Annotated in this window: 28 protein-coding genes; 16 read left to right on the forward strand and 12 right to left on the reverse strand. The window is 70.2% G+C overall.

The features are described from left to right. Positions 1–33: 33 nt before the first annotated feature. Both CACI_RS27445 and CACI_RS27450 read left to right on the forward strand, forming a co-directional pair. Positions 34–1035: an ADP-ribosylglycohydrolase family protein gene (locus CACI_RS27445; RefSeq protein WP_015794131.1), complete on the forward strand. Its 1002-nt coding sequence runs from the start codon at positions 34–36 to the stop codon at positions 1033–1035. Continuing rightward, complete coding sequence (locus tag CACI_RS27450; RefSeq protein ID WP_015794132.1) at positions 1032–1229, forward strand: hypothetical protein; 198 nt, start codon at positions 1032–1034, stop codon at positions 1227–1229. The genes CACI_RS27445 and CACI_RS27450 overlap by 4 nt, the downstream gene beginning before the upstream one ends. On the opposite strand, the gene CACI_RS46125 is transcribed toward CACI_RS27450, so the two are convergent. Together CACI_RS46125 and CACI_RS27460 are read right to left on the reverse strand one after the other, a co-directional pair. After that, a complete protein-coding gene (locus CACI_RS46125; RefSeq protein WP_015794133.1) occupies positions 1226–1654 on the reverse strand; it encodes a pyridoxamine 5'-phosphate oxidase family protein in 429 nt (142 codons plus the stop codon). The two genes, CACI_RS27450 and CACI_RS46125, sit on opposite strands and share 4 nt — an antisense overlap. Positions 1655–1740: 86 nt before the next feature. Next, positions 1741–2607 (reverse strand): alpha/beta fold hydrolase, encoded by an 867-nt coding sequence (locus CACI_RS27460; protein WP_015794134.1) that lies wholly within the window; start codon positions 2605–2607, stop codon positions 1741–1743. Between the two features lie 100 nt (positions 2608–2707). Between CACI_RS27460 and CACI_RS27465 the strand changes: the two genes are divergently transcribed. After that, complete coding sequence (locus tag CACI_RS27465) at positions 2708–3226, forward strand: methylated-DNA--[protein]-cysteine S-methyltransferase (protein WP_015794135.1); 519 nt, start codon at positions 2708–2710, stop codon at positions 3224–3226. Between the two features lie 10 nt (positions 3227–3236). Here the strand turns inward: CACI_RS27465 and CACI_RS27470 are convergent, their stop codons facing one another. Continuing rightward, entirely contained in the window at positions 3237–3806 is a 570-nt protein-coding gene (locus CACI_RS27470) for a GNAT family N-acetyltransferase (protein ID WP_015794136.1), read from the reverse strand. Positions 3807–3856: 50 nt separating this feature from the next. Here CACI_RS27470 and CACI_RS27475 point away from each other — a divergent pair, with 50 nt between their 5' ends. Further along, positions 3857–4336, forward strand: coding sequence for a YbaK/EbsC family protein (locus tag CACI_RS27475; RefSeq protein WP_015794137.1), 480 nt, complete (start codon positions 3857–3859; stop codon positions 4334–4336). Between the two features lie 34 nt (positions 4337–4370). Here the strand turns inward: CACI_RS27475 and CACI_RS27480 are convergent, their stop codons facing one another. Then, a complete protein-coding gene (locus CACI_RS27480) occupies positions 4371–5465 on the reverse strand; it encodes an EstA family serine hydrolase (protein ID WP_015794138.1) in 1095 nt (364 codons plus the stop codon). 9 nt (positions 5466–5474) lie between these two features. After that, positions 5475–6737, reverse strand: a complete 1263-nt coding sequence (locus tag CACI_RS27485) for an MFS transporter (RefSeq protein ID WP_015794139.1) — start codon at positions 6735–6737, stop codon at positions 5475–5477. A 184-nt stretch (positions 6738–6921) separates the two neighbouring features. Here CACI_RS27485 and CACI_RS46130 point away from each other — a divergent pair, with 184 nt between their 5' ends. Then, positions 6922–8070 carry a hypothetical protein gene (locus CACI_RS46130; RefSeq protein WP_049871726.1) on the forward strand — a complete coding sequence of 383 codons (1149 nt, stop codon included), beginning with the start codon at positions 6922–6924 and terminating at the stop codon, positions 8068–8070. Between the two features lie 443 nt (positions 8071–8513). Here CACI_RS46130 and CACI_RS27495 read toward each other — a convergent pair whose 3' ends face one another. Next, entirely contained in the window at positions 8514–9248 is a 735-nt protein-coding gene (locus CACI_RS27495; protein WP_015794141.1) for a DUF7873 family protein, read from the reverse strand. 317 nt (positions 9249–9565) lie between these two features. Here CACI_RS27495 and CACI_RS52820 point away from each other — a divergent pair, with 317 nt between their 5' ends. From CACI_RS52820 to CACI_RS27510, 3 genes are all read left to right on the forward strand, one after another. Further along, positions 9566–11242 (forward strand): glycosyltransferase family 39 protein, encoded by a 1677-nt coding sequence (locus tag CACI_RS52820; protein WP_223297252.1) that lies wholly within the window; start codon positions 9566–9568, stop codon positions 11240–11242. A gap of 492 nt (positions 11243–11734) precedes the next feature. After that, positions 11735–12844, forward strand: coding sequence for a glycosyltransferase family 9 protein (locus CACI_RS27505; RefSeq protein WP_143765417.1), 1110 nt, complete (start codon positions 11735–11737; stop codon positions 12842–12844). Between the two features lie 112 nt (positions 12845–12956). Continuing rightward, positions 12957–13349 (forward strand): NUDIX domain-containing protein, encoded by a 393-nt coding sequence (locus CACI_RS27510; protein WP_015794144.1) that lies wholly within the window; start codon positions 12957–12959, stop codon positions 13347–13349. A gap of 29 nt (positions 13350–13378) precedes the next feature. On the opposite strand, the gene CACI_RS27515 is transcribed toward CACI_RS27510, so the two are convergent. Then, on the reverse strand, positions 13379–14200 hold the full coding sequence (locus CACI_RS27515) for a class I SAM-dependent methyltransferase (RefSeq protein WP_143765418.1): 822 nt from the start codon (positions 14198–14200) through the stop codon (positions 13379–13381). Between the two features lie 119 nt (positions 14201–14319). Then, a complete protein-coding gene (locus tag CACI_RS27520; protein WP_015794146.1) occupies positions 14320–15816 on the reverse strand; it encodes an SPFH domain-containing protein in 1497 nt (498 codons plus the stop codon). 141 nt (positions 15817–15957) lie between these two features. Between CACI_RS27520 and CACI_RS27525 the strand changes: the two genes are divergently transcribed. From CACI_RS27525 to CACI_RS27535, 3 genes are all read left to right on the forward strand, one after another. Continuing rightward, complete coding sequence (locus tag CACI_RS27525) at positions 15958–17124, forward strand: aminotransferase class V-fold PLP-dependent enzyme (RefSeq protein WP_015794147.1); 1167 nt, start codon at positions 15958–15960, stop codon at positions 17122–17124. A 45-nt stretch (positions 17125–17169) separates the two neighbouring features. After that, the gene (locus CACI_RS27530; RefSeq protein ID WP_143765419.1) at positions 17170–17787 is read left to right on the forward strand and encodes a hypothetical protein; all 618 of its coding nucleotides are present in this window, start codon (positions 17170–17172) and stop codon (positions 17785–17787) included. Between the two features lie 271 nt (positions 17788–18058). Further along, positions 18059–18649, forward strand: coding sequence for a TetR/AcrR family transcriptional regulator (locus tag CACI_RS27535; RefSeq protein WP_015794149.1), 591 nt, complete (start codon positions 18059–18061; stop codon positions 18647–18649). Between the two features lie 139 nt (positions 18650–18788). Here CACI_RS27535 and CACI_RS27540 read toward each other — a convergent pair whose 3' ends face one another. After that, positions 18789–20270: an MFS transporter gene (locus tag CACI_RS27540; RefSeq protein ID WP_015794150.1), complete on the reverse strand. Its 1482-nt coding sequence runs from the start codon at positions 20268–20270 to the stop codon at positions 18789–18791. 74 nt (positions 20271–20344) lie between these two features. Here CACI_RS27540 and CACI_RS53655 point away from each other — a divergent pair, with 74 nt between their 5' ends. Then, entirely contained in the window at positions 20345–21085 is a 741-nt protein-coding gene (locus CACI_RS53655; protein ID WP_015794151.1) for a TetR/AcrR family transcriptional regulator, read from the forward strand. 35 nt (positions 21086–21120) lie between these two features. Here CACI_RS53655 and CACI_RS27550 read toward each other — a convergent pair whose 3' ends face one another. Both CACI_RS27550 and CACI_RS27555 read right to left on the reverse strand, forming a co-directional pair. Then, positions 21121–21687, reverse strand: a complete 567-nt coding sequence (locus tag CACI_RS27550; RefSeq protein ID WP_015794152.1) for a dihydrofolate reductase family protein — start codon at positions 21685–21687, stop codon at positions 21121–21123. Between the two features lie 52 nt (positions 21688–21739). Continuing rightward, positions 21740–22585: an SDR family NAD(P)-dependent oxidoreductase gene (locus CACI_RS27555; RefSeq protein ID WP_015794153.1), complete on the reverse strand. Its 846-nt coding sequence runs from the start codon at positions 22583–22585 to the stop codon at positions 21740–21742. Between the two features lie 86 nt (positions 22586–22671). Here CACI_RS27555 and CACI_RS27560 point away from each other — a divergent pair, with 86 nt between their 5' ends. The 3 genes from CACI_RS27560 to CACI_RS27570 all read left to right on the forward strand — a co-directional run bounded on the left by CACI_RS27560 (position 22672) and on the right by CACI_RS27570 (position 24796). Beyond that, positions 22672–23517: a helix-turn-helix transcriptional regulator gene (locus CACI_RS27560; protein ID WP_015794154.1), complete on the forward strand. Its 846-nt coding sequence runs from the start codon at positions 22672–22674 to the stop codon at positions 23515–23517. A gap of 16 nt (positions 23518–23533) precedes the next feature. Continuing rightward, positions 23534–23854, forward strand: a complete 321-nt coding sequence (locus CACI_RS27565) for an NIPSNAP family protein (RefSeq protein ID WP_015794155.1) — start codon at positions 23534–23536, stop codon at positions 23852–23854. Positions 23855–23929: 75 nt separating this feature from the next. Next, entirely contained in the window at positions 23930–24796 is an 867-nt protein-coding gene (locus tag CACI_RS27570) for an alpha/beta fold hydrolase (RefSeq protein WP_015794156.1), read from the forward strand. A 10-nt stretch (positions 24797–24806) separates the two neighbouring features. Here the strand turns inward: CACI_RS27570 and CACI_RS27575 are convergent, their stop codons facing one another. Further along, positions 24807–25331, reverse strand: coding sequence for an AAA family ATPase (locus CACI_RS27575; protein ID WP_015794157.1), 525 nt, complete (start codon positions 25329–25331; stop codon positions 24807–24809). A gap of 117 nt (positions 25332–25448) precedes the next feature. Here CACI_RS27575 and CACI_RS27580 point away from each other — a divergent pair, with 117 nt between their 5' ends. Next, on the forward strand, positions 25449–26168 hold the full coding sequence (locus tag CACI_RS27580) for an ABC transporter ATP-binding protein (protein WP_015794158.1): 720 nt from the start codon (positions 25449–25451) through the stop codon (positions 26166–26168). The last annotated feature ends 8 nt before the right edge of the window (positions 26169–26176 follow it).

Genomic DNA, 26176 nt, shown 5'->3' on the forward strand with positions numbered 1-26176 from the left:
CACTGGCACGGTCGGCCAGCGGGAGGGGATCACATGACGGCGACCGGCTCGATGTTCGGGCTCGCCTTCGGGGACTGCATGGGCAAGCCCACGGAGTTCCAGCGCTTCGAGGAGATCGTGCAGCTCTACGGTCCGCAAGGGCCGACGCTCCTGCCGCCGGGCGGCCTGGTCACCGACGACACGCAGATGGCGCTGGCCGTCGCCGAAGCCCTCCTGGAGCAGCCCGCCGGCGCGGATCTGGCGGTGGAGCCGTTCACCGCCTCCTTGATCGAGCACTTCCTGGCGTGGGCGAAGTCGCCGGACAACAACCGCGCGCCGGGCATGACCTGCCTGCGCGCCTGCGGCAATCTCTCCTCGGGACAGCCCTGGCCGCAGGCGACCCAGCGCGGCTCGAAAGGCTGCGGCGCCAACATGCGCGTGACGCCGATCGGCTTGGTCCCGGACCTGCCGGAGGCGACCGTCGCCGGCGCCGCCCAATTGCAATCGGCGCTGACCCACGGCCACGCGACCGCCCTGGCCGCCTCGGACCTGACCGCCTTCGCGACGCGCTGGCTGCTGGCAGGCATGGCGCCGTCGGACCTGGTTCCGGCGCTGCGGGAACGCTGCCAGGAGCAGCGCCGCGTCTACCACGGCGACTGGCTCGGCGACGATCTGTGGCGGGTCCCGATGCGGAACTCCCCGGAGGAGTTCATCGAGAACGGCTGGGTCGAGTGCGGGATGGTCCTCGGCGTCTTGGCCAAAGCCGCTGAGAATCCGGATCCGACCATCGATCCCTGTGACTACACCGGCGAGGGATGGATCGCCGAGGAGGCGCTGGCGACCGCGCTGCTGTGCTTCCTGATGTACCCGGACGAGCCGGTCCGCGCCCTCGGTCGAGCCGCGGCGACCGGCGGCGACTCGGACTCGATCGCCGCGCTGGCAGGGGCGTTCTTGGGGGCGAGGCACGGGCTGGATGCGTTCCCGGCGCACTGGCCGGAGCACATCGAGTACCGCGAGCGGCTGGCGCGCGCCGGCGCCGCGTGGGACCGGACGTGACGCGAGACGAGGCGCCGGACGTAACGCAGGACGCCTCGCGGACCGTGTTCGAGCTCTGGCGGCAGGACGACAACGGCAACCGGTTCCTGATGTCCGGTCACCCCGATCGCGCCACAGCGGAAGCCGCCGTGGCCGCGATGGAGGCCGGGGTCCAGCACAAGCAGTTGTACTTCCTAGTGGAGCGGGCCCGCTAGCCGACGTAGACCTTCGTCAGCTGGATCACCAGACCGGCGGTGAACTGGTCGCCGAAGTTCTCGGGCGTGTCGAACATGGCGCCCATGCGCTCGATGTACTTGGCGAGGAACGCCGGGTGCTCGTGGGCGCGCGGCAGGCTGGGGTCGTGGTGCGCCACGCCCTCCAGCCGCACGATGTTGCGCCCGATGTCGGTGACGTCCAGGCCGAGGCTCACCTTCGGGTTCGCCGCGATGTTGGCCAGCTTCGCCTTGTTCGCGCGGCTGTAGATGAGCAGGGTCCCGTCCTCGCGCGCCAGGAACCAGACCGGGACGCTGACCGGCTGGCCGTCCGGGCGCACGGTGGTCAGCCAGACCATGAGGTTGCTGTTCAGACGGCCCAGGACGCGCTGCCGGTCGGCGTCGGAGAGGTGATCCAGAAGTTCCATGGGTCAGTTCTACACACAAGATCCGCCGCCCGCCTCGGATTCGGGGTCGTCCGAATCCAAGCGGCGTGCGTGCGGGTCCTGCTCGCTCAGGCGCCCTTGCGGGCGTTCGCCACGATCGCCTCGACGTAGGTCGGCCACAGCTGCTCGGGCAGATCGTGGCCCGCGCCGGGCAGGATCAGCGGCTCGACGCCGAGCGCGGCGGCGGTGGCGCGGCCGCCGCTGACGTCCACGAGCTTGTCGGAGTCGCCGTGGATGACCGCGCTGGGCACGCTGACGGCGGCCAGCGCGGCGGTCCGGTCGGGCGAGGCGACGATGCAGGCGATCTGGCGCGCGGTGCCCGCGGGGGTGAAGGAGCGGTCGTACGCCTGGCCGATGAGGGCCCGCAGCTCGGCCGGCGGCATCGGATACGCCGGGGAGCCGATCGTGGCGTACATCCGCTGCCCGTTGTCGACCGCCTCGTCGCGGTTGGTGGCCGCCGGGCTCAGCAGCAGCGTGAGAACCTCGCCGGAGGGCTGCCCGACGTCGGCGGCGCCGGTGGTGGACATGATCGAACACAGCGTGCGCACCCGCTGCGGGTGGTCGATCGCGAACTGCTGGGCGATCATGCCGCCCATCGACAGCCCGACGATGTGCGCGCTGTCCAGCCCGAGCGCGTCGAGCAGCCCGGCGACGTCGTCGGCGAGGTCGGACATCAGGTACGGGACGCCGGAGGTGTCGCCGGCGAGCAGGTCCCCGAAACTCGGCGCGGGGACCTCCAAGATGGTGGACAGCCCGCAGTCGCGGTTGTCGAACCGGATGACGCGGAACCCCTCGTCGGCGATCGCCTGGCAGAACGGCGCCGGCCAGGCGGTCATCTGGGTGCCCAGCCCCATGATCAGCACCAACGGCGGCGCGCCCGGGTCACCGAACGTGTCGTACTCGAGCTTGATGCCGTTCGCGGCGGCCTGGGGCATGCCGTCCTCCTCGAAGTCGCACCCGGTTGTCTGTCGGGCTGTCGGGCTGTCGGTCGGGTTGTCGGTCCAGGTTGTCGGTCCCGGTCGGCACAATGGTTTCATGCAGACCGCTTTGCTGGACACCCCGATCGGCACCCTCACCGTCGGGGCGACCGCCCGCGGCCTGCGCCTGGTGCAGTTCCCGCACGACCGCGAACCCGACCAGCCCCTCGCCGCCGCCGACCCGGCCGCCAAGCCCGACCACATCGCCCAGGCCCAGCTCGACGAGGCCGTCCTGCAGCTGACGGAGTACTTCGACGGCGGCCGCACGCAGTTCGACATCGCCCTGGACTGGTACGGCGTGAACGGCCTGCGCCTGACCGTCCTGAAGCTCCTGGCCGAGGTCCCCTTCGGCGAGACGGTGACCTACGGCGACCTGGCGAAGGGCTCCGGCGCCGGCGTGACCGCCTCGCAGGCGGTCGGCGGGATCATGGGCAGCAACCCGCTGCCGATCGTCGTGCCCTGCCACCGCGTGCTCGCCGCCGACGGCCTCGGCGGCTTCGGCGGCGGGCTGCGCACCAAGGAGTGGCTGCTGGCGTGGGAGGGCGTGATGCCGCCGGCTTTGGACTGGGGTGTTTGAGGGTTCCGGCTCAGCGCGCCGGCGCCGGATCCCCGATGAGCCGGCCGTGGATGTGCTCGTCGTGCAGCTCGCCGTCGCCGTACCGGTAGGAGCTCCGCGTCGTCCCCTCGTGCAGGAAGCCGCACTTCTCCGCGACGCGGCACGACGCGACGTTCTCCACGCCGTGCAGCAGCTGCAGCCGCGTCAGCTCCAGGTACCCGAACGCCCACTCCGCGACGGTCCCGACCGCCATAGTCGCCACGCCCCGCCCCCGAGCCCACGGCGCGACGCGGTAGCCGAGCTCGCCGAACGACAGGTGCAGGTCGATCCGGTGCAGCGACACCAACCCCAGCAGCCGTCCCTCGACCGCCTCGTAGACCCCGAACAGCGCGCTGCGCCCGCCGTCCCAGTCCGCGAACCGCTCGGCCCAGGCGCGCGCCGCCTCCTCGTCGACGCCGGAGGCCAGCGGGTTCCACAACGCGATGTCGGCGTCCCGCGACATCTCCATCATGTCGGGGACATCCCGCAGCGACGGCGGCCGCAGCTGGTAGCGCCCCGCGACGATCTCGGTGGGCTCCACGACACGATCAAGCGTTTCCATGCCGCGTATTGTGCCGGACTTTTCACGGCGTGCCGGACTAATATCCGGGCATGGAACGGATCGCTGACCATCCGGCCGTGCAGGCCGTCGAGAAGGAACTCCGCGCGAAGGGCTTCGAGCCGAAGGTCGTCGTCCTGCCGGAGTCGGCGCCGAACGCGCAGGCCGCGGCGGACCAGGTCGGCTGCGAAGTAGGCGCGATCGCCAACAGCCTGCTGTTCGAGGCGGACGGCGCGCCGCTGCTGGTGCTGACCAGCGGGGCGCACCGGGTGGACACGGCGAAGGTGGCGGCGGAACTCGGAGTGGCGAAGGTCGGCCGGGCCTCGAAGGAGTTCGTGTACGAACACACCGGCCAGCGCATCGGCGGTGTCGCCCCGCTCGGGCACCCCGCGCCGGTCCGGACGCTGATCGACCGGGCGTTGGAGGCCTATCCGGAGGTCTGGGCCGCCGCGGGCCACGCGCACACGGTGTTCGCGATCACGTTCGCGGACCTGGTGCGGGTGACCGGCGGCGACGTCGTCGAGGTGAACTGAGGTCGGGATGGATTGAGGCCGGAACTGAGGCCAGTCAGCTCAGCCCTTCGTAGGCAGCCGAGACGATCCTCAAGCCACGGCTGTCGTCCTGCTCGCGCGGATCGAGCATCTGGTTCATGGCATAGGCGACGGTCATCCGCGAGGCGTGGTCGTTCATCACCAGCGACCCGCCCCAGCCGCCCCACCCGAACGTCCCGCCGAAGACCCCGAACCCGACCCCATAGGTCGTCGGCTGCCCCAGGACGCGGTCCTCGCCGGAGTACTCGGCATGCCACGCCGGCTCGCACCCTTTCTCCGACAACAGCCGCACTCCCCCGGCCACACCGCGGTTGCTCAAGGCGGACTGGGCACGGGCGATCCCGCGCGCGTTGCCGAAACCGTTCGCCGCCGGGACCTCGGCACGCCGCCACGCCTCGGTGTTGGCGTCCTTGACCCGGATGCCGCCGACCGATTCGTACTCCGGACCGCTGGAGGCGAACTCGTCGCTCTGCGACGGCGGCGCGTACAGCCGCGCGATCCGGGCGTCGTCCTGCGCACCGAGCCCGATGTGGAAGTCCGCGCCGAGCGGTCCGGCGACCTCTTCGGCCAGGAAGCGGCCGATGCTGCGACCGCTGACCCGCCGGACGACCTCGCCGACGAGAAACCCGAAGGTGACCGAGTGGTAGCCGGCCGCCGTCCCCGGCTCCCACTGCGTCGGCATCGCCGCCAGCCGGTCGGTAACGGCGCTCCAGTCGTAGAGATCCTCGGCGACCAGCCGTCCCGGCCAGTCCGGAAGCCCGGCGGTGTGCGAGAGCAGGTGTCGGACCAACACGCCGTCCTTGCCGGCCGCTGCGAACTCGGGCCAGTAGGTAGACACAGGCGCGGAAAGGTCTAGCTCGCCCCGATCTGCGAGGATCAGCGCACACAGCGCCGTCATCGGCTTCGTCGTCGACATGACGTTGACGATCGTGTCGCGCTCCCAGGCGACCGTGCGCTCGGCGTCGACGTAGCCGCCCCAGACGTCGGCGACCGGTTCGCCGTCGACGAACACCGCCGCCGAAGCGCCGATGTCCTGCGTGTCGAGCAGCTCGGACAGCGCGTCGGCGACTGCGGAGAACTCTTTCGTGTACGTGCCCTGTACTTCGGCCATAGCCGGACGCTACCGCCCGACCTGCTCCACGACGTCCTGATTTTCCACGACCCGCGCGCCCAGACGCCGGATGGCCGGCGTGCACAGCATCGCGATCAGCACCGTGACCAGGATCGCGGCGGAGGCGTAGAGGGCGTGGCTGGTCCCCACCGCCTCGCTGACCGGGCCGGCGAGCGCCTGGCCGATCGGGAAGGCGATCAGCGAGCCGGCGATCTCATAGGCGGAGATGCGGTTGAGCACCGCGGCCGGAATGTGGGTCTGCACGCTGGTGGACCACATCACGCCCCAGAACGCCGTCGTCGCCCCGCCGACCGCGGCGCCGGCGCAGACCTGCGGCAGCGACAGCCCGGCAGCCAGCGTCAGCGGCCACGCCGACCAGGCGAGCAGCCCGGTGGCGCCGGCGCGCAGCGGATGCCTGGGCCGGAAGCGCACGCCGGCCAGCCCGCCGACCACGCCGCCGGCGCCGAACGCCGTCCACATCATCCCGAGCCCGGAAGCGCCGTGGCCGTCGGTGACCAGGATCGTCGCCAGCGGCCGGATCGGTCCCCAGACCGTGATGCCCAGCACGATCCACGCCAGGATCACCGCCGGCATCCACGTCCGGCTGCGGAACTCGTGCCAGCCCTCGACCAGGTTGCGCCACGTCGACTCGTGAGCGGCGGTCCTGACCACCGGAGCCAGACGCAGCATCAGCAGGCAGACACCGCTCACGGCGAACGTCGCGGAGTCCGCCGCGAGGACCACCGGGACGCCGGCGACCGCGATCAGCAGCCCGGCGATCGCGGGCCCGCCGAGCGTGGCCATCGCCTCGGCGACGCGCGTGACGGCGTTCGCGCGCTGCAGATCGCTCGACACCTGGGTGATGACGCTGGCCAGTCCCGGCTGGAACGCCGCGGTCCCCACGCCGGACAGCCCCGACAACCCCATCAGCAACCACAGCGCCGGATGTCCGGTCGCGAACGCGGTCGCGGTGATCGCCTGCAGCACGAAGCGTGCGGCGTCGGCGCCGACCATCATCCGCTGCGGCGTGAAGCGGTCGGCGAGCACTCCCCCGAACAGGACGAACGCTGCGAAGGGCAGCACCTGCGCGGCCAGGACCAGCCCGACGCCGGTGGTCCCGTATCCGAGGCTGACCACGCCGTAGAGCAGCGCGACCGGGAGCATGGAATCGCCGAGGAGCGAGACCAGCCGCGCGGTGAAGTACAGCCGGAAGTCCCGGTTCCACAGGCGCGACGGCGCGGGCAGCCGGACGTCACAGGTCGCCGTCGTCAAGACGCCCACCCCTCTAGGTCTAGACCAATGGCGCAAACGTAGGGAGAACGCGCGCGGGTTCGCAAGGTATTTCCAAGGGAGGCCGCGAATTGCGGTGAGCTGTGGGAACACGGCGATCGGTGCGCAGACAACGACGCCGCGCCACAATGAGCTGCCCGAGTCCGCCTTTCCGGAAGGCAGCCGCATGCCAGTCCCCCTCCCCGACGACGCCTCCGTCCTGCTGCTGCCGCCGGACGCCGCCGAGGTCGCCTGCGTGGCGCGCGGCGTCATCTCCGCCGTCGTGCCGGAGGGTGGTCTGACCGGGTTGCAGCAGACGCTGCTGGCCTCGATGTTCCACTCCTTGACCGGGTTCGAGATCGACCCGTTGGCGGTGCAGGCCGGGCTGGCCGAAAAGCCTTACAGCGCAACGGAGTTCGCCGAGGACCTGCACCGGCGCAACGCGGCGTTCCGGGGACGGATCGTGCAGGTGATGGTCACCGCGGAGCTGGTGCTCTCGCCGCTGCCGCCGCGGGTCGCCAAGCGCGTGGCGGAGTTCGCCGCGGAGCTGTCGGTGCACGACGATCTGGAAGACCTGCTGCACGGCCACGCCGACTCCGGCCTGCGGCTGGCGTCGATCGACTTCGACCGCAACGGATATCTGCACGACTTCGACGTCCGCCACGCCCAGCAGCTGCACGTCGGCGACGGCGCGCTGACCGGTCCCTGGACACCGGTGGAGAACGACCCGGCCCTGGCCGCGCGGTGGGCCTCGCTCGGGGACCTGCCGACCGGAACGCTCGGGCGCGGCACGTTCGACTTCTACAAGACCCGCGGCTTCTCCTTCCCCGGCTCCCCGGGCTCGGCGCCGCCGCTGCTGGCCCAGCACGACTGGGTCCACATCCTGGCCGACTACGGCACCCGGGTCGAATCAGAGATCGAAGTCTTCGCCTTCATCGCCCGCGCCAACGACGACCTGCACGCGTTCTCGTTGCTGGCCATGGTGGTGAGCCTGTTCGAGACCGGCGCCCTGGCCTCCGGCGCCGGCCTGTTCCAGGCCGACCTCGGCCACCTGTCGCAGCCGGGGATGGCCACGCGCTTCGGCGACGCGCTGCGGCGCGCGGCGCTGTGCACGGGCAGCAACGACTTCATGGCCACCGACTGGTTCGCGGTCGCCGACAAGCCGGTGGCGGTACTGCGCGAGGAGCTGCGGCTGCCGCCGAAGAGCGCAGAGGCGGTCGGGGCGGGCAGCGTCGGGCCGTGGGACACCGGAGGCATCAGCCCGTACCAGCTCAACGCCGGACGCACGCTGGCCGCGGCCGAGGGGCGGGAGTATACGGGCCCTGCTGTGGAGTAGGGCCGCGGTCTTCTTCCCAGCCCTCGTCCTGGAGGTACGGACAGGCCCGGAAAAGGGGCGAGGCCCAGGGTTTTGCCCGCCCTGGGCCTCTCCACACTGCTCTAGTGTGGTGCCGTCGTGGTACGCACGCCGATGGCGTTTAAGAAAGCAGGTGAGTCTGAGGCACCGCGCTCTTCCTATTGAGCTATCCCCGCATGAGAGAGCAGGGAACGGGGCTCGAACCCGCAACCTCGGTGTAGGACCCGCTTCCGGTCGATCCGGCGATGGACGGCGAGGACTGAGCTTGGAGCGAGAATCTGAAGCTTCTCACTGCTGCCTCTGCCAACTTGGGCTACCTCCGCACGGGATGCGGAGAGAGGGATTCGAACCCCCACTGTCGCAGTGTTCGTCAATTTCAGGCGTCACATTAAGCTTGGTCGCTCGCCGGTGATCCTAGCGAAACCTCACGCGAAGAGGTAACCGAATACCGCCTCGCCGACCCTCTGGTCCGTGACCTCGAAGGTGTTGGCCTCCTCGCGGGCGAACTTCACCGCCTGGCTGAGCTTCTCCACACGCTCCACGAGCTCGTTGACGCGCTGCGCGGGCAGGGCGCCGGAGAACTTGGTCTGCGTCCAGTAGCCGACGGCGATGTCCTCGTAGTAGACCTCGACCTGCGCCGGGTGCTTCTCGGTGGCCTCGGCCTTCACGTGGTTGCGCGGCACCTTCTTGGTCCGCAGCGTGCGCACGGCCTCGGTGCGGAACCAGTCGGTGGACGGGTCGTGCGTCCAGGACTCGGCGGCGTCCAGCACCGGCAGCTTCTTGACGAAGGTGTTCAGGTCCGCGAGCTGCTTCTCCAGGAAGAGCAGGTAGGACACCGGCACGTCGCGCAGCAGCGTGGTCCCCTCGACGACGACGTCGGCGTGCGCCACGCAGTTCGCCCAGTCCTTGGTGGCGGTGACGTCGAACAGCCGGGTCAGGCCGACGGCTATCTGCCGCAGCACGTCCTCGGCCTTCACCTGCACGCGCGTGGACTCCGGCGGCAGCTGCTCGCCGTCCTCGTCCTTGGGCTGGTAGGTGCGGCTCAGTCCGGTGAGCAGCGGCTGCTTCTGGACGTCGTGGTGGGCCTGGGTGAGGTCGGCGTAGGACTTGCTCTTGACGCCTTTCTCGATGGCGATGATCTGGCTGAGCTTCGTGGCCATGATGGTTCCCCCCATGCGCTAGGGCATGTCGTGAGTCTGATTTGTTCGATGCAGAGCCTATGGACAGGTGCCGACAGTCCGTACGCCGGGTCGGCGGGGTCCGTGGCGTGCACATGATGATGGCAGAGCGGACCGCGACGGTTGTAGGCAATTTCGCCGTCGCGGGACGGGGTTCGGGGTGCTGGCTGTTCCCTGGCTCATTGATTGACTGACTGAGTCAGTCACCTTATGCTGCGGGGCGATGGGGGTTCAGGGTTCTCCAACGGAGGGGGTCCGTCGGTATGGACGGAAGCACGGAAGAGATACAGAGTCCTGTTATGGCTGGCGCAGCCGCAGCCGCAGGCGGTACCGGCGAGCGACGCGTCGCGTGGCGGCCGATCGCGCTGGTGGCTGCCGCCGCCGGAGCCGTGCACCTGACGGTCGCGACGCGCTATGGCTGGCACCACGACGAGTTCTACTACGTCATCTGCGGCCGGCATCCCGCGTTCGGCTACGTCGACCAGCCACCGGCGGCACCGCTGCTGGCACGCTTCGCGGACGCGGCGGGCGGGCTGTTCGGCGTACGGCTGCTGGCGATCCTGGCGCAGCTGGGCTGCATCGTGCTGACCGGCGTACTGGCGGCGCAGTTCGGCGGGCGGCGCGCGGCGCAGACGCTGGCGGCGGCTGCGGTGGCGGCGTCGCCGGTGTTCGTGGCGTCGTCGATGCTGTTTGGGACGACGGTGCTCGATCAGGTGGCGTGGGCGGGGCTGTTCGTGCTGGTCACCGGCGCACTGCGGGAGAACCGGCTGCTGTGGTGGACGGGCGCGGGCGCCGTGGCAGGACTCGGATTCGAGGGCAAGAACACCATCGCGGTACTGGCGCTGGGCATCGCGGTGGGCGTGGTCATGTACAGGCGGGATGTGCTGCGCACGCCGGGCCCGTGGGTCGCACTGGCGCTGGCGGCGCTGCTGGCGGCACCGAACGTGGTCTGGGACGCACTGCACGGCTGGCCGAACCTGCGGATGGACCACGTGCTGTCGCAGCAGCAGGGCGGCCCGCTGGCGTCACTGGCAAAGTCCCCGGAACTACCGCTGCTACTAGCCGGACCGCCGCTGATCGCCCTGTGGTGGACCGGCCTACGCTGGCTGCGCTCGCCAGAGGGCCGCACCCACCGCTGGCTCCTGCCGGCCACGGCGGTGGTGACGGCGGTCTTCATCGCCGGCGGCGGCAAGACCTACTACCCGGCGCCCCTACTGATCCCCCTGTTCGCCGCCGGCGCAGCCGCTGCTCCGATCGAGTGGTATCCCCGGCGAGCCCTTCATTCGGCGGTTGACGAAGCGGGACAATCTACACGAGGGTGGGTGTCCCCCGGATTGGGGCGGGGTGTACCAGAGACCGATACCGCGCCAGGTCGCCCTGGACCAGCCGCCGCCCGGCGTCGGTGGCGGCAACGGATCGCCCCCGGCGCGTCCCAGGGCGCGTCAGGGCTCCGCGCAATAGCTTCAGCATCGTCTGTCAGGGCGGTCGCGATATCAGCCCTGTTCGCCGCCATCATCGGCCTCCCCTTCCTCCCCCCGGCGGCCGCCACCGCGCTCCGGCCGGTGAACCCCGAGCTGATGCAGACCTACGGCTGGCCGCAGTTCACGCGCGAGGTCGCCGCAGCCGCCGCGACACAGCCGGCAGGCGTGCCGATCTTCGCGAGCGACTTCGGCGAGGCGGGCGCGCTGACCATCCTCGGACCCGCAGCCGGACTGCGCCGACCGGTCTACAGCGGCCACGACAGCTACGTCTACTGGCCCCCGCCAGCCGGCACACCGGACACGGTGCTGTGCGTCGGCAAGTTTCAGCCCGCATACCTGGAGCGCTTCTGGGCGCAGGTCACGGAAATCGCGCCGATCACGCTGCCGAGCGGACTGAAGAACGCCGAGACGGAGCAGCACGCAGCGATCTACCTGTGCCGCCAGCCACGCGGAACGTGGGAGCAGATGTGGCCCGCGATGTGGCATGTGGACTGAGGGTTGAGTGGCGCCCGGCCGCCAATCCCGGTGCGGTTGGTTAGTGGATTTAGAAGCTTCTTTTACGGCTTCGCGCGGGTGTTGATGGCCTCGCAGGGAACGCAGTTCGGTGGTGGGTAGCTGGGTGGCGTTGGCGGCCGGCGGTGGTGGAGCGCCACGACCACGCGTAGGTCCGAGTCACTGCGCATGCGTTGGGGCTGGCGGGTGGCGGCCGCGTCTGAGGGGCACCAGAAGTCAACGTCAAGAACACGCCTGAAGCAGTCGGGCGTTGGCGGCAAAATGCGAGGCGTGGGAGGCGTGGCTGTTGGTAGGGTCCGGGCCGTGGAGTGATCTCTCGAGGTGTGGTGGCCCGGTGGCTGCTGCGCGATGTGTCAGAACTGACCCCGACCGCGGCGTCCCGTTGCGTTGATGCGGGCGCTTCTTCCTGGAGAGATCTCGATGCCTGAGCCTGTGTCTACTTCTCGTGTCTCCGCCGCTTCCGGACGGTTGCTGGTGGACTGGTCGACCTATCCGCCGGTCGGCCATGTGATTGAGGGGATGCAGATTGCCGGTGCGTATGCTGCCGCCAATCCGGGACTTTCGGTCTCGCTTGCCTTGCCCTATCGCTCGCCTCTGGAGCTGGCAGAGTGCTGCGATTTCCTCGACGGCGTGTATCCGGTGGCGTTCGATCCGATCGGGACGGAGTTCCCGACCGATCCCTATGCGGAGGTGCCGCGCGATTTCGAGTGGACGTTTCGCTGCCATCGGCGGGATGACCCGGTCGAGCGCGGGAAGTTCCCGCTCCTCGCCCGATTGTCCGACGCCGCTGCCGCGCACTTCGCGGTCCCCGGCGACGCCCCCGGTCTCCCCTACCGACGTGAGCAGAACCTGCGGCTGCGGCTCCCGGCGCAGGCGCGGCAGGAGGCCGACCGCATCCTTTCGCCGCATGTGGGCTCCGGTCCGGTGCTTGCCGTGCTGCCCAGCGGGGGTGGAGAGCGGGCCGGCTACCCGTCCACCGGATCGTGGCTCCTGATGCTCCGTGAGCTGCGCGCGGCGTGGCCGGACGCCACCATCGTCCTGCTAGGCAAGACCGCCGGGGCGCACGGGCGCCGCTCCAGCGCGATGCCGCAGAAGGATGCCGCCGAATTGATGGCTGCCGTCGATGCGGTCGACGGCTACGACCTCCCGCTCCTGGTGCAGCTGGCGCTGATCCAACGTGCCTCGCTGCTGTTCTCCCCGCATTCAGGATTCTCCTTCGCCGCGCTCACGGTCGGCACGCCCTGGCTGACGCTCTCCGGAGGGGCGTGGTTCGAGTACTTCCACAACGGAGTGCCCTTCCACTCGCTCCTGCCGGATACCGCGCGCTTCCCGGCCTTCGGCGGTGTCGCACATCGGACGAATGACAGCGACGGCAGCGGCGTGCGCGAGGCGTCGATGACCCGCGAGCGGATCGAGGAGACCATCCCCGAGCTGTTGGAAGCAGCCAGTGACCTCATCGCAGGCCGCCGGGACTACGAGCAGTGCCTCGCCGCCTACTTCCCACGCCTGCTTTCGGCATTGGGCGGCGACAAGACGGCGATGGCCTCCTGGGACCGAGTCCACGAGCGCTTCATCGAGGCCTGAGACACGGGCCTGATACGCCAGCCTGTAGATCGGCCGACCATGAACTCCACGCGAACCGAGGAGCTCGGCGGCGCGGGCATCGGTGTCGTAGGCGCCGTCTAAGGTCGGTCGCATGGAGATCGTCCACGAGGTCGCAATCGTTGTTCTCACTGACCCAGCCGGGCGGGTGTTGATGCAGCATCGCGGTCACGATGCGGACGTGGAACCGGACCGGTGGACGCCTCCGGGTGGACACCTGGAGCCTGGGGAGGATGCGATGACCGCCGCCTGCCGCGAGCTGCTTGAGGAGACCGGGCTGACGGCTGTTCTGCAGCCCGGTCGGGTGGTGGAGCGAGTCGATGCGGCCGGGGCTGGAGTGCGCTTCCATGTGTTCACCGGCCGCACCGACGCCCGCCAGGAAGACGTGATCTTGGGTGAGGGACAGGCGATGCGGTTCCTCACCCTCGACGAGATCGCCATAAAGGAACTGGTCAGCAATGCTGATCTGTTTTTGAGCCTGGTTTAGTCAGAGCCTGGCCGGGGGCGCGCTGCCGGTCAGGCCGGTCGTCCCGTCCGCCGCGCCGTGTAGACGACTGTCAGCCGGGGGTCGTCGACGGTGCCACCGAGGTCGTCGATGATCCCGCTCATTCGGGTCAGGAACTCTGTGCGGGCCGGTGGGGGCAGCTCGGCGATGTTCGGGAACGTGGACCACAGGTCGCGAGCGGTTTCGGGGGTCAGCGGCTGGTTCCATTCGCTGATCTCGATCGCGACGTCCGTGAAGAAGTCGCCGGCGGTCAGCTGCTTGCGCCAGCGGTCGGCGTCGAGGGCGTAGGAGCGGCTCTCGCGGTAGCTCGTCTCGATGGAGAGCAGGTCGTGGTAGACGGCGTCGAGACGGTCGCGGAAGACGGTCGGGCGGTTGACGTCGCCGAAATCGTTCCACCACGCGGCGAGCCAGCCGTCGGGGCGGACCAGGGTGGCGATGCGCTGGGTGGAGGTGGCCGGGTCGAGCCAGTGCAGGGCGGATGCCGCCACTGCCAGGTCGAATCCCGGTGACAGGTCGGCGGTCTCGAAGTCGGAGACGGTGATGTGCAGCCGGTCGCAGGCGTGGTCGGCGGCGAGGAGTGCGGCGAGGCTTTCGCCGGGCTCGACGGCGACGACATGAGCGCCGGCAGCGAGCAACGGGCCTGTCGCCAAGCCGGAACCCGCGCCGATCTCGAGGACGCGCACCCCCGGCTTCAGCCCGCAGCGCTCGGCCAACAGATCAAAGACAATATTCGGATACGGCGGGCGCCCGCGTCGATAGGTGGTCGCGTCGGCGTTGAACGACATCCGGCGGGTCGCGCGGAGTGAGTCAGGGTCGGGCTCATGCTTGTTCACTCCGGCACTGTGCCAGGCGAAGCACGGTGGTGAGAAACGAGTTTGGCGGGCGCCGCGAAGCACGAAGCACGAAAGCGCGCGAAAGCACTAAGCACCCGCCAACCCGACAGCGCGAACCCCTACTCCCCCGTCTTCATCGCACTCAACACCGCCGACACCTGCGCCACGATCCCGGCCAGCGTCCCCGCGTCCGACCCGCCGACCGTCACCGCCTTGTACTCCGACGGCGTCGGCATGGCCTCCACGATCTGCGGCAGCCGCCCGATCAGCTCCGCCTGCAACGCCGCCGCGGAGCGCGCGTTCGCGATCTCCGCCCGTACCCGCTCGCGCTCCAGCTCCATCAATTGCTTGTCATGATCCGCAGCATGACGCGCGCGGGCCGCAGCGAGCTCAGCCTCCAGTCGCAGCCTGCTGAGTTCCTGCTCCTCCTCCAAGCGCAGGCGCGCCATCACGCTCTCCTGCTCATGCCGTTCACGCTCCAACGCCAGCGTGCGCAACCGAGTCCGGTGCGCCTCCTCCGCCGCCTTGCGGGCATTGCCCTGCGACTGCTCGTCGCGCCGTGACTGCTCGCTGGCGTCGCGGTCGAACTCGCGCGCGCCGTTCAGGGCGCGGAGCTCGGACAGTTCGCGTTCGTCGGACAGCCGACGGGTTTCCTGCTTCCGTGCCTCGGCCATGCGGCTGTCGGTGATGACGCTGTCCGCGGCCAGCTCCGCCAAGGCCGCCAGGCGCCCCTGCTCGGAACGGAACGGCTTTTGCAGGTTTTCCCACAGGGTTTTGGAGCTGACCACCGCTTCCTTGATCTGGACGGTGACGATCCGCAACCCCAGCCCGTCCTCGGCCTCACCGGCGCCCTCGGCGACGCCGCGCAGGCGCGCGGTCAGCTCCTCGATGATCGGCTGCCGGTCGGAGAGAACCTCGTGCACGCTCATGGTGGCGACCTTGTCCTTGATCGCCGCCTCAGCCTGCTCCCGCAGTTGGGTGTTCACCAGCCGCATCGGGTCCACCGGGTCGGAGAAATCCAGTTTGCGGTATGCGGTGCCGAAGTCCTCGATGATCCATTGCACGTAAGCCTGGACGAGGATGCCCTGAAGCTCGCTGCATATGCAGAACGCGTTCATGAGGATGGTTTGCATCGCGCCGGGGACGACCAGGAAGGAGTCGGTCGCCGGGCGGTAGCGGAAGGAGACGCCCAGTCCGATGTGCCGGGGCTGGGTCTCGCCGCGGCGGGTGTGGACCACGAAGGCGTTCGGCGGGACCAGAACCGTCTTCCAGCGTCCGACGCCGGTGATGCGCACCTCCACACCGTTGGTCCCGGGCGGTTCGACGCCGCGGCCGGCGTCGGTCTCGGCGGCGAAACGCTGCAGGCGGGCGGCGCGACCGCGCCCCGGACCGCCTGAAGCCGAAGGAGCCGTGGAAGCCGCCGGAGCCGCGGGCGCGGGCATTCCCGGCGAAGGCATCGACGGCGCCGGCGGCTTCGCCAACGCCGGAACCTGCGCCGCCGAGCGCTCCGCGCGCTGGCCGGCGGCGGCGTACCCCTTGGAGCGCAGGTCGGATTCCAGACGTTCTTGGTTGGCCAAGACATCGTCGAGATAAGTGTTGCGGCCTTGGTCCGCCACGATGTCGCCCCCTGAATAGTCGCGATGGTGACGGAACCGTAGCAGGGCACGACGACAGTCGGAGCCCGATCCGCGGACAGGGCCAAAGAGCCGGAAGTGGCCCTTGGAGCCGACACCGGCGGCCGTTTACGATCATCGGGCATGGAAACCCTCGACAATCCCCTGTGGGGCGACGACTGGACCGAGGTCCGTGCCCTGTTCGACACCCTCCAGCCCGGCCACGCGTATCTGAACCACGGCGGCTTCGGCAACTCCCCCCGCACCGTGCTGCTGGGCCAACAGCAGTGGCGGGCCCGGATGGACGCCAACGCCACCCGGTTCTTCCGCCGGGAGCTGGCGCCGGGGATGGCCACGGCGAGCCGCGCCGTCGCGGAGTTCCTCGGCGCCCCGGCCGGCGACTCGGTCGCGCTGGTCACCAACGTCACCGCCGCCACCTCGATCGCGGTCGGCTCGGTGCCGCTGGCCGCCGGGGACGAGTTCCTGGTCACCGACCACGGCTATCCGACCTCGAACCGGGCCGTCGAGCGCCGGGCCCGGGACACCGGGGCGAGCGTGGTGACCGCGCGGATACCGCTGGAGGCGGACGCCGCCGAGATCGCCGAGACGGTGCTGGCGGCCGTGACGCCCCGGACGAAGGTCGCCCTGATCGACCACGTCACCTCCTCCACCGCGCGCCGTTTCCCGGTCGAGGAGCTGGTGCCGGCGTTGCAGGAGCGCGGCGTGATCGTCATCGTCGACGCCGCGCACGCCCCCGGCATGGTCCCGATCGATCTGGCCACGCTGAACCCGGACTTCTGGGGCGGCAACCTGCACAAGTGGGGATACGTGCCGCGCTCGGCGGGGGCGTTCTGGGCCGCGCCGAAGTGGCGTCCGGTGCTGCGCAACCCGATCGTGTCCTGGGGCGAGGACGACGAGTTCCCGGTGAACCTGCAGGAGATCGGGACCAACGACCCCACCTCGCGGCTGAGCGCGCCGCACGGCATTTCCTTCCTGCGTGCGCTGGGCCCGCAGCGCGTTCGGGAGCACAACGTGAAGCTCGCCGAGTACGGACAGGCGGCGCTGGCCTCGGCGCTGGACGTCGATCCGGCCACGCTGCCGGGCGACCCCGGGGTCTCGATGCGCCTCGTGCCGCTGCCGGTGCCCTACGACGATCCGCGCGACCTGCAAGCCGAGATCTCCGACCGGCTCGGCGTCGAGGTGTCGGTGCCGAAGTGGAACGGGCTGACGCTGCTGCGGGTGAGCGCGAACGTCTACAACGCCCCGGCGGAGTACGACAGGCTGGCGGCGGGAATCAGGGCTCTTCTGTAGGACTGAAACGTTCCGCTGCGCGCCGTCCTCGGCGATGCTGGAAGCGTGCATGTTCGACGAGAGCAAGGGCAGGGCTTCGGCTGGCGGATCGCGCTGGGCGACCGGCAGACGATGACGATGGCGCTGTGGCTGCGCGACGCCTCCGGCATGACGCCGGACCTGGACCCGGCGATCCCGCCCCTGGATCCGCCGGTGCCGGTGGACGAGGCGCTGGCCGCGCTGGCCGGACCGCGCGCCACGGCGCAGTGGACCGGCTTGTGGCTCGGGCTGTGGGAGGGCCGCCTGGAGGACTGGTTCACGCTGGAGACCCTCGGCCCTCCCGGCTTCGAGCTGCTGACCCGCTCCCCGGAGCTGAAGGCGGTGGTCGAGGCGGGCTTCCAGCACGCGGTGAGTTGGTCGACCAAGAACCGTCCGCTGGCGCCGTCGAGCCCCGCCCCGCCCGCGGCTTCCACCTCCCGGGAGGCGGCGACGGTGGTGAAGCAGCTGGAGGGCGAGCTCGGGCGCCGGGCGAGGGACTTCGACCTCGACATCACGGTGCTGCCGGTGGCCGGGCGGGTCTTCTGGCAGCCGACGGACGGCACGTTGATCGTGAGCGAGAACCTGGTGCGCGATCCGCGGGCTTACAGGGCCCTGCTTTACGACGTGCTGGCGCCGCTGGTTTAGCTTGGTTTAGCTGGTTTAGCCGACCTTCGTGCACTGCCGCGTCGACGCGGACACGGGTCGGTCATGCGCGACGGGCTCGGGCCGCGAGCTACGGGCGGGTTTCCGGCAATGACTGCGAACTATTCTGGGACCTGAAGGCGAACAACGGCGGGGCTGACTAAAGAAAGCTGCGGCGGCAGCGCGCGGCGAACTTCGGCCATAGCCGAAGCACCGTATGACAGCACGGTCTGTCTGACCGTCCGTCGTGGCGCCGGCGGCTACTGTAAGAATCATGACCGCCCCCGCCAAGCGTCCGGGTCGCCGGCCCGGTTCGGCTGACACCCGCGGCGAGATCCTGGACGCGGCGCGCGCCGAGTTCGCCTCGCGCGGGTACGAGAAGGCGACGGTGCGGGGGATCGCGCGTGCGGCCGGGGTGGATTCGGCGCTGGTGCACCACTACTTCGGGTCGAAGGACCGGGTGTTCCTGGCGGCGCTGGAGTTCCCGGTGGATCCGGCGGCGGTGCTGGAGCAGGTGGCCGGGGATCCGGCGGGGATCGGCGAGCGGCTCGCGCGGCTCGTGGTCGGGTTGTGGGACGTGCCGCAGGCGCGGGAGCGGTTGCTGGCGGTGGTGCGGACGGTCGCCTCGAACGAGGAGATGGCGGTGCTGCTGCGGGGGTTCGCCCGGCCGCAGCTGATCGTGCCGTTGGCGGCGCGGATCGGCGGGCCGGATGCCGAGGCGCGGGTGGAGATGGCGATGGCGCAGATCATCGGGCTGGCGATGGCACGCTATGTGATCGGGGTGGAGCCGGTGGCTTCGCTGGGTTCTGAGGAACTGATCGCGCTGCTGGCTCCGGCTTTGCAGCGGCTCCTGGTCGGCGAATGAGACCGGCGGCTGAAACCGGCGGCTGAGAGCTGAGAAGCTGAAGGCCGAACACGACTTGAAAAACACGGCGACGCGGTCCCGGACCTGAAAACAGGTCCGCACCGCGCCGCCGTTCCGGGTCGGGTTCGTGCTCCGCCGGCTACCCCTTGACCGGCTCGCTCCCCCGCCGCGGCAGCAGCGCCGCCACGACACCGGCCGCGGCCACCACGATCGCCGCGCCGACCATCGCCCCGCTGTAGCCGGCGGCCGTGGCCTCCTTGAGGCTGCCGCCGTGGTGGGCGGCGATGTGCGCGGAGATCGTGGACAGCGCGGCCAGGCCGATCGCGCCGCCGACCTGCCGGGAGGTGTTGATCAGTCCAGAGGCCAGACCCGCCTCGTGCCGCGGCATGCCCGCGGTGCCGGCGACCGCCAGCGGCGTCATGGCCAGGCCCATGCCGAAGGTCAGCAGCATCAGCGGGCCGAGCACGTCGGCGGTGTAGGAGCCGCCGGCCGGGAAGCGCGAGAGCCAGGCCAGGCCGACCGCCGCGACCAGCGGGCCGGCCAGCAGCAGCGGCCGCGGGCCGATCTTCGCCAGCGCGCGGGTGGCCAGCATCGTGCCCAGCACGATCATCGCCGAGCCCGGGACGAAGGCGAAGCCCGCCTGCAGCGCGTCGAAGCCGAGCACCTGCTGCAGGTAGAGGCTGACGTAGAACCACATGGCGAACATGCCCGCGCCGATCAGCAGCGCGGCGACGTCGGCCACGGCCAGCGAGCGGTTGCGGAACACGCGCAGTGGCACCAGGGCGTGCTTGCTGCGCGCCTCCAGCAGGACGAACAGCGCCAGCAGCACGGCACCGGCGACCATCGGCGCGAGCACCGCGCCGGAGCCCCAACTGTGCGTGTCGGTGGTGACGACGCCGTACACGATCCCGGTCAGACCGAGCGTGACGGTGATCGCGCCGGGCAGGTCCAGGGTCCGCAGCGTGGCGCCGCGGCCGCGGGTGCGGGCGATCAGCGGCACGGCCGCCAGGATCAGCGCCACGCCGATCGGCACGTTGACGAACAGCACCCAGCGCCAGCTCACCCACTGCGTGAGCATCCCGCCGACGACCGCGCCCATCGCGCCGCCGGCCGCCATCGTCGCACTCCAGGCGCCGAGGGCCTTGGTGCGCTCGCGCGGGTCGGTGAAGGTGGTCATGATCAGCGTCATGGTCGCCGGTGCCAGCACCGCGCCGGCCAGGCCCTGCACCGAGCGGGCGGCGATGAGCAGACCGCCGGTGTCGGCCATGCCGCCGGCCAGGCTTGCGGCAGTGAAGCCGACCAGTCCGGTGAGGAACACCGGCTTGGCGCCGAACAGGTCGGCGGCGCGTCCGCCGAACAGCAGGAGCCCGGCGAAGCCGAGCGCGTAGGCGTTCACGACCCACTGCACGCCGGTCGGCGACAGGTCGAGCGCACCGCGCATGGCCGGCAGCGCGACGTTCACGATGCTGACGTCCAGCACCACCATGAACTGTGCGACACAGGCGATGACCAGCAGCGCGGTCTTGTTGCCCGCGCGCGAGCCGCCGAGGCGCTGGCCGGGCACGACGACCGCGTCCGGCAAGGACGGCGGCGAGTCGGCGATCTGATCGGTCTGAGACAAGGGACCCTCCCCGGAGTGTGTTTAATCTTAGAGTGACTCTAATGATAGATGACGTCCAGCTATTATGTTGCTCTATGGAGACCGGACCAGAGGACGCCGAGCCGGGCACGCTCGACCCGCAGAGCGACCCGCAGAGCGACCCTCAGAGCGACCCTCAGAGCGACCCTCAGAGCGACCCTCAGAGCGACCCGCCGCAGCTGGGCCTGCGTGAGCGCAAGAAACAGCGCACGCGCATCGCGATCCACGAGGCGGCGATGACGCTGTTCGCCGAACGCGGCTACGACCACGTCACGATGGCCGAGATCGCGCGCGCCGCCGACGTCGCCCCCGCCACGGTGTTCACGCACTACGCCTCGAAGGAGGACCTGGTCTACGAGCTGCGGCACGTCGCGAACGAGCGGCTGCGCGTCGCACTGCGCACCCGGGCCTCGGAGGTCGGCGTGCTGGCCGCGGTGAAGGAATGGCAGCAGGACATGTACGAGTACTACGTCCAGTCGCCGAAGCAGATCGACCGCTCGCGCACGTTCTCGCGGCTGATCCGGGAGAACCCGACGCTGTGGTCGCGGTCGGTGGGGTTCATGTTCGAGCGGCAGAACCTGCTCACCGAGCTGCTGGTCGAGCAGCATCCGCAGGCGGACCCGTTCCTGCTGGAGGTCGCGGCGGCGCAGATCGCCGGCGCGGTGCAGGCGGCGCAGGTGCGGTACCAGGGGGATCTGGCGGCGGGCATGGCGAAGGACGAGGTGCTGGCGCGCGCCACGGCACGCTCGGAGCAGGTCTACGAGCAGTTGGCGCGGGGGTTGGCGGAGGTGCTGTAGCCGCCGACGCCCGGCGCAAAAGGCCGTCTAACGCATCAGCGCCGTCGCCGGTATCGCAGCTCCATGATCCCGCTGGGGGAAGCCGTGCTCGAGATCAGCTCGAGCGCGTAGGACGAGGGCACGCCGTCGAAGATCCGCGTCCCCTCCCCCGCGATGTAGGGGAACACGCTGAGCCAGAGTTCGTCGACCACGTCGAGGTCCAGGAGCGACCGGAAGAGCCCGACCCCGCCCCAGACCACGATGTAGCCGTCGCCGCCCTGCTTGAGCTGCTCGATCTCATCGCGCGTGTCGCCCGAGGCGATGGTCGTGTTGGCCCAATCCGCAGTCTTCAGGCTCCGACTGAAGACGACCTTGCGCCCGGCGGTCAGGATGCCGGCGAACGGGTGGTCGGTCGCGTGCACCGTCATGGCGGCCGAGATGCCCTCATACGCGGCGCGGCCCATGACGTGGGCGTCCGCGCCGCGCAGGAACTCCAGGTGCTCCGGGTCGTCGGGCTGGTTGTTCTCGGGCTGGTCGAAGCAGAACCGCCAGAACTCGGTGTCCTCGTCGGCGAGCAGGCCGTCCAATGAATAGTTGAACACTGTCGCGATCAGCTTCCGCATCCCATCAGTATTGCGGGACGTACTGACAGTCGGCAGTCAGGACCGTCGGCGCTCAGGCGCCCGCGCCGCCGTCGACCGGCACGATCGCGCCGGTCACCGCCGAGGCCCGGTCGCTGAGCAGCCAGGCGGCGGCCTCGGCGACCTCGCGGGGTTCGGCCATCCGGCCGAGCGGGGTCGCCGCGATGTTCCGCTGGATGATGCCGGGCGAGGCCGCCTCCCACGCGTCCATCATCTCGGTGGCAGTGCCGCCGGGAGTGATGCCGTTGACCCGGATTCCCTCCGCCGCCCAGGTCACAGCGGCGCTCTCGGTGATGCTGTTGAGCGCGCGCTTCATGGCGCCGTAGGCGGGCAGCGCCCGGTTCGCGCGGCGGCTGCCGATGCTGGAGGTGTTCACGATCGCCCCGCCGCCGGTGCGGCGCATGAGCGCGGCCTCGGCGGTCATCGCGGTCCAATGGCCGCGGAAGTTGACCGCGAACTGCTCCTCGATGTCCTCGTCGCTGGTGGCGTCGAGCGGTCCGGGCCGCTGGACGACCGCGCCGTTGTTGAAGGCGCCGTCGAGCCGGCCGTGCAGCTCCTCGACACGGTCGAGCGCCGCACGGATGCTCGCGCGGTCCGCGAGGTCGAGGGGCACGGCGTCCGCGACGCCTCCACCGGCGCGGATCTCGGTGACGATCTGCTGCAACGCCTCGGTGCTGCGGGACGCGAGGACGACAGCTGCGCCCTCGGCGGCGAACAGCCGGCCCGCGGCCGCGCCGATACCGCGGCTGGCGCCGGTGATGAAGACGACCTTGCCGGCGAGCAGGCCGACGGGAGCGCTGGGGATCACGGGAGCGCCCGGGGTTGTAGGAGCGCCAGGGGTTATGGGAGCGCCGGGAGTGGTGTCGTTGTCATTGCTCATGGCGCCAGTGTCAGTCGGATCTTCAGACCGGATACAGGCACAAGCGGTACCAGGATCAGCCGGCGCCAGGCTCGCATACTGGGGATATGGACAAGCACGAGCTTGGGGCATTCCTCCGCAGCCGACGCGAGCGGATCCAGCCGCAGGACGTCGGTCTGCCCGCGGGCCCGCGACGCCGGACGCCGGGTCTGCGCCGTGAGGAGGTCGCGGTCCTGGCGCACATCTCGACCGAGTACTACGTCCGGCTCGAGCAGGGCAGGGCGCCGCGTCCCTCAAGCGAAGTGCTCGCCGGGATCGCCGGCGCGCTGCGGCTCACCGATGCCGAGTCCGATCACCTTCATCTGCTGGCCGGTACCGCGCCGAACCGTGCCGGGCTGCACCGGCGCGACGTGCGGCCCAGCATCCTGCGGCTGCTTGAGCGGCTGCCGCAGACGGCTGCTTTCGTGACATCGGCGCTGTTCGAGGTGCTTGCCTGGAATCGCTTGGCGGCGGCGCTCATGGAGGACTACTCCAAGCTCGCCCCGCGAGACCGCAATCTCGCGCGCCGCGCGTTCCTCGGGCCGGCGGACCCCGACGCGCCGCTGTATGGGATCTCCGACGCCGCGGAGTTCCGGAGCAACGTCGTCATGGAGCTTCGATCAGCTCTGGCGCGCTACCCCGCCGATCCCTCGGTCGCCGGGCTCGTCGACGAGCTGCGCGACGGCAGCGCCGAGTTCGTCCGGCTCTGGGAGCGGCACGACGTGCAGGCCACGACGATGCTCACGAAGACGTTCCGGCATCCGGTCGTCGGAGACGTCACCGTCGACTGCGACTCGCTCGACCTCGCGGACCGCGACCAGCACCTCGTGCTCTACAGCGCGCCGGCTGGGTCGCCGGACGCGGAGGCGCTGGCGTTCCTGGACGTGTTGGGAGCCGAGGGTCTCGTGCGGTGATGGGTAGCCTCGAACGATGATTACCTGTGTCGTGGAATACGTGATCGATCCGGCGAAGACCGAGGCGTTCGAGCGGTTCGGCCGGCGGTGGATGGAGCTGGTCGACAAGCACGGTGGTACTCACCACGGGTACTTCCTGCCGTCCGAGGGCGCCAGCGACAAGGCGCTCGCGCTGTTCAGCTTCCCCAGCTTGGCCGCGTATGAGGAGTACCGGACCTTGTTCGGCCGCGATGCCGAGTTCATCGAGGCCGACCGTATTCGGGACGAGAGCGGTTGCGTGCTGCGCTACGAGCGGACTTTCATGCGTCCTTTGCTGCCTGAGACACCCGAGCGATGAGTTCCGGGGCGCCGATTCGTCTGAGGTGAGGACGCGGGTGTGTCGGCTCGGCTCGGAAGGAACAGAGGACAGGAAATGCAGATCAAGGTCAACGGTGTCGAGGTGTGCGTGGAGACCTTCGGCGACGAGGCGGATCCGCCGGTGTTGCTGGTCGGGGGCGTCACGATGCTCAGCTGGCCCGACGGGTTGTGCGCCGCGCTGGCCGAGCGTCAGCGGTATGTGGTGCGCTACGACCTGCGCGACGCCGGCCGCTCGACGTTCGCCGACCCGGACCAGCCCGGCTATGGCCTGCGCGACCTGGTGACCGACGCCTCCGAGCTGGTGACGGCGCTGGACCTGGGACGTGCGCACGTGGCCGGGATCGGCGTCGGCGGCTTCGTCGCGCAGCTCCTCGCGCTCGACCACCCCGAGCAGGTCGCGTCGCTGACGCTGGTCTCGACCCGGCCGGTCGCGCCCGGCCCGGTCGACGCCGACCTGCCCGACCATTCGCACGAGGTTCTGGGGCAGCTGTTCGGGCGTCCGGCGCCGGACTGGACCGATCGGGACAGCGTGGTGGAGTACATGACCGGCTCGGCGCGGCTGCTGGCCGGGTCGGCGGGGTTCGATGAGAAGGACGCCCGCGCGACCGCCGGAGCGATCTTCGACCGGGCGGGAGACACGGCGCAGGCGCAGGTCGCGAGCCACCTCGGCACGGTGTTCGCGGCCCTCGACTGCAAGCCGCGATGGCGTGAGCGCCTCGGCGAGATCACCGCGCCGACGCTGGTGGTCCACGGGGACGAGGACGCGTTCTTCCCGCACGGGAACGGGGTCGCGCTGGCCGCCGAGATCCCGGGCGCTTCGCTGCTCACCCTGCCGGGCGTCGGCGTCGGGCAGGGTCTGCCGCGCGCGGCGTGGCCGGCTGTCGTCGAGGCCTTCGACGCCTTGGTGGATCAGGCTTCCTGAGCCGCTCGTCTCAGTTCTTGACGGCTTCGGCGATCTGCAGCGCGGCTTCGGCGGGCGTCAGACGCGTGGTGTCGATGACTTCGGCCTCGCGGTGCAGCCAGGTGCGGGCCGCCTCGGCGTAGGGCTCGAGGTACTGGAGGCGGAACGGGGAGTTCGGGCCGAGCACCATGTCGCCTGCGATGCGTCCGCGGAGGGTGTCCTGGTCGGCGTGAAGGACGAAGTGGCGGACCGGGATGCCGTGGTCGGCCAGCCCGGCGCTGATCTCACGCCAGTACTGCTCGACCAGGACCGTCATCGGGATCACCAGAGTGCCGCCGGTGTAGTCCAGGACGCGGCGCGCGGTCTCGACGACGAGCGGTCGCCACGGCGGCCAGTGCTGGAAGTTGTCCGTCTCGGGCAGCCCCGGCGTGATGTCCATGAGCGTCTCGCCGACCTTTTCGGCGTCGAACACCCGCGAATCCGGGATCAGCTGCTGCACGAGCGGACTGGTGGTCGACTTGCCGGAGCCGTGAGTGCCGTTGAGCCATACGATCACGCGCCGACGCTAGCAGGGGCGGGCTGTCGCGGGGGCTGTCGAGCGGAGGGGATCTTGAGGCACAGCCGCTGACCACGTTCCTTGACACCCCTTCCCTGTCGGGCAGAAACTCATCGCATGATGAATTATGCCGTCGAGGTCCGCGACCTGCGCGTCGTGCGAGGCGGGCAGGTGGTGCTGCACGACGTCAGCGCGCAGGTGGAGGTCGGTTCGGTCACCGGGCTGCTGGGTCCGTCGGGGTGCGGGAAGAGCACGCTGTTGCGGTCGGTGGTCGGGGTGCAGAAGGTGGCCGGGGGCTCGGTGCGGGTGCTAGGGGCGGCGGCCGGTTCGGCGGCGTTGCGCGATCGGATCGGGTACGTGACGCAGGCTCCTTCGGTGTACGGGGACCTGTCGGTGATGGAGAACCTGCGCTACTTCGCGGCGGTTGTCGGGGCGCCGCGTGAGGATCCCGAGCGCGTGATCGACGCGGTGGGGTTGGGAGGCAAGGAGGGTGCGCGGGCCGATCGGCTCTCCGGCGGGCAGCGTGCGCGGGTGTCTTTGGCCGCCGCGCTGCTCGGGGCGCCGAAGGTGCTGGTGCTCGATGAGCCGACGGTCGGGTTGGATCCGGTGTTGCGGGCTGAGTTGTGGGAGTTGTTCCATCGGCTGGCCGCGGCGGAGGATCCGGTGACGTTCCTCATCTCCAGCCATGTCATGGACGAGGCGTCGCGGTGCACGCAGCTGCTGCTGATGCGGGAGGGGCGGATCTTGGCGGCCGACACGCCTGCGGCTTTGCTGGAGCGGACTGGCGCGCGCGATGTCGAGGGCGCGTTTCTGCGGTTGGTGGGTGCGGCGGCATGAGTCTGCGA

It is taken from the genome of Catenulispora acidiphila DSM 44928, from assembly GCF_000024025.1.
Classification (GTDB): Bacteria; Actinomycetota; Actinomycetes; order Streptomycetales; family Catenulisporaceae; genus Catenulispora; species Catenulispora acidiphila.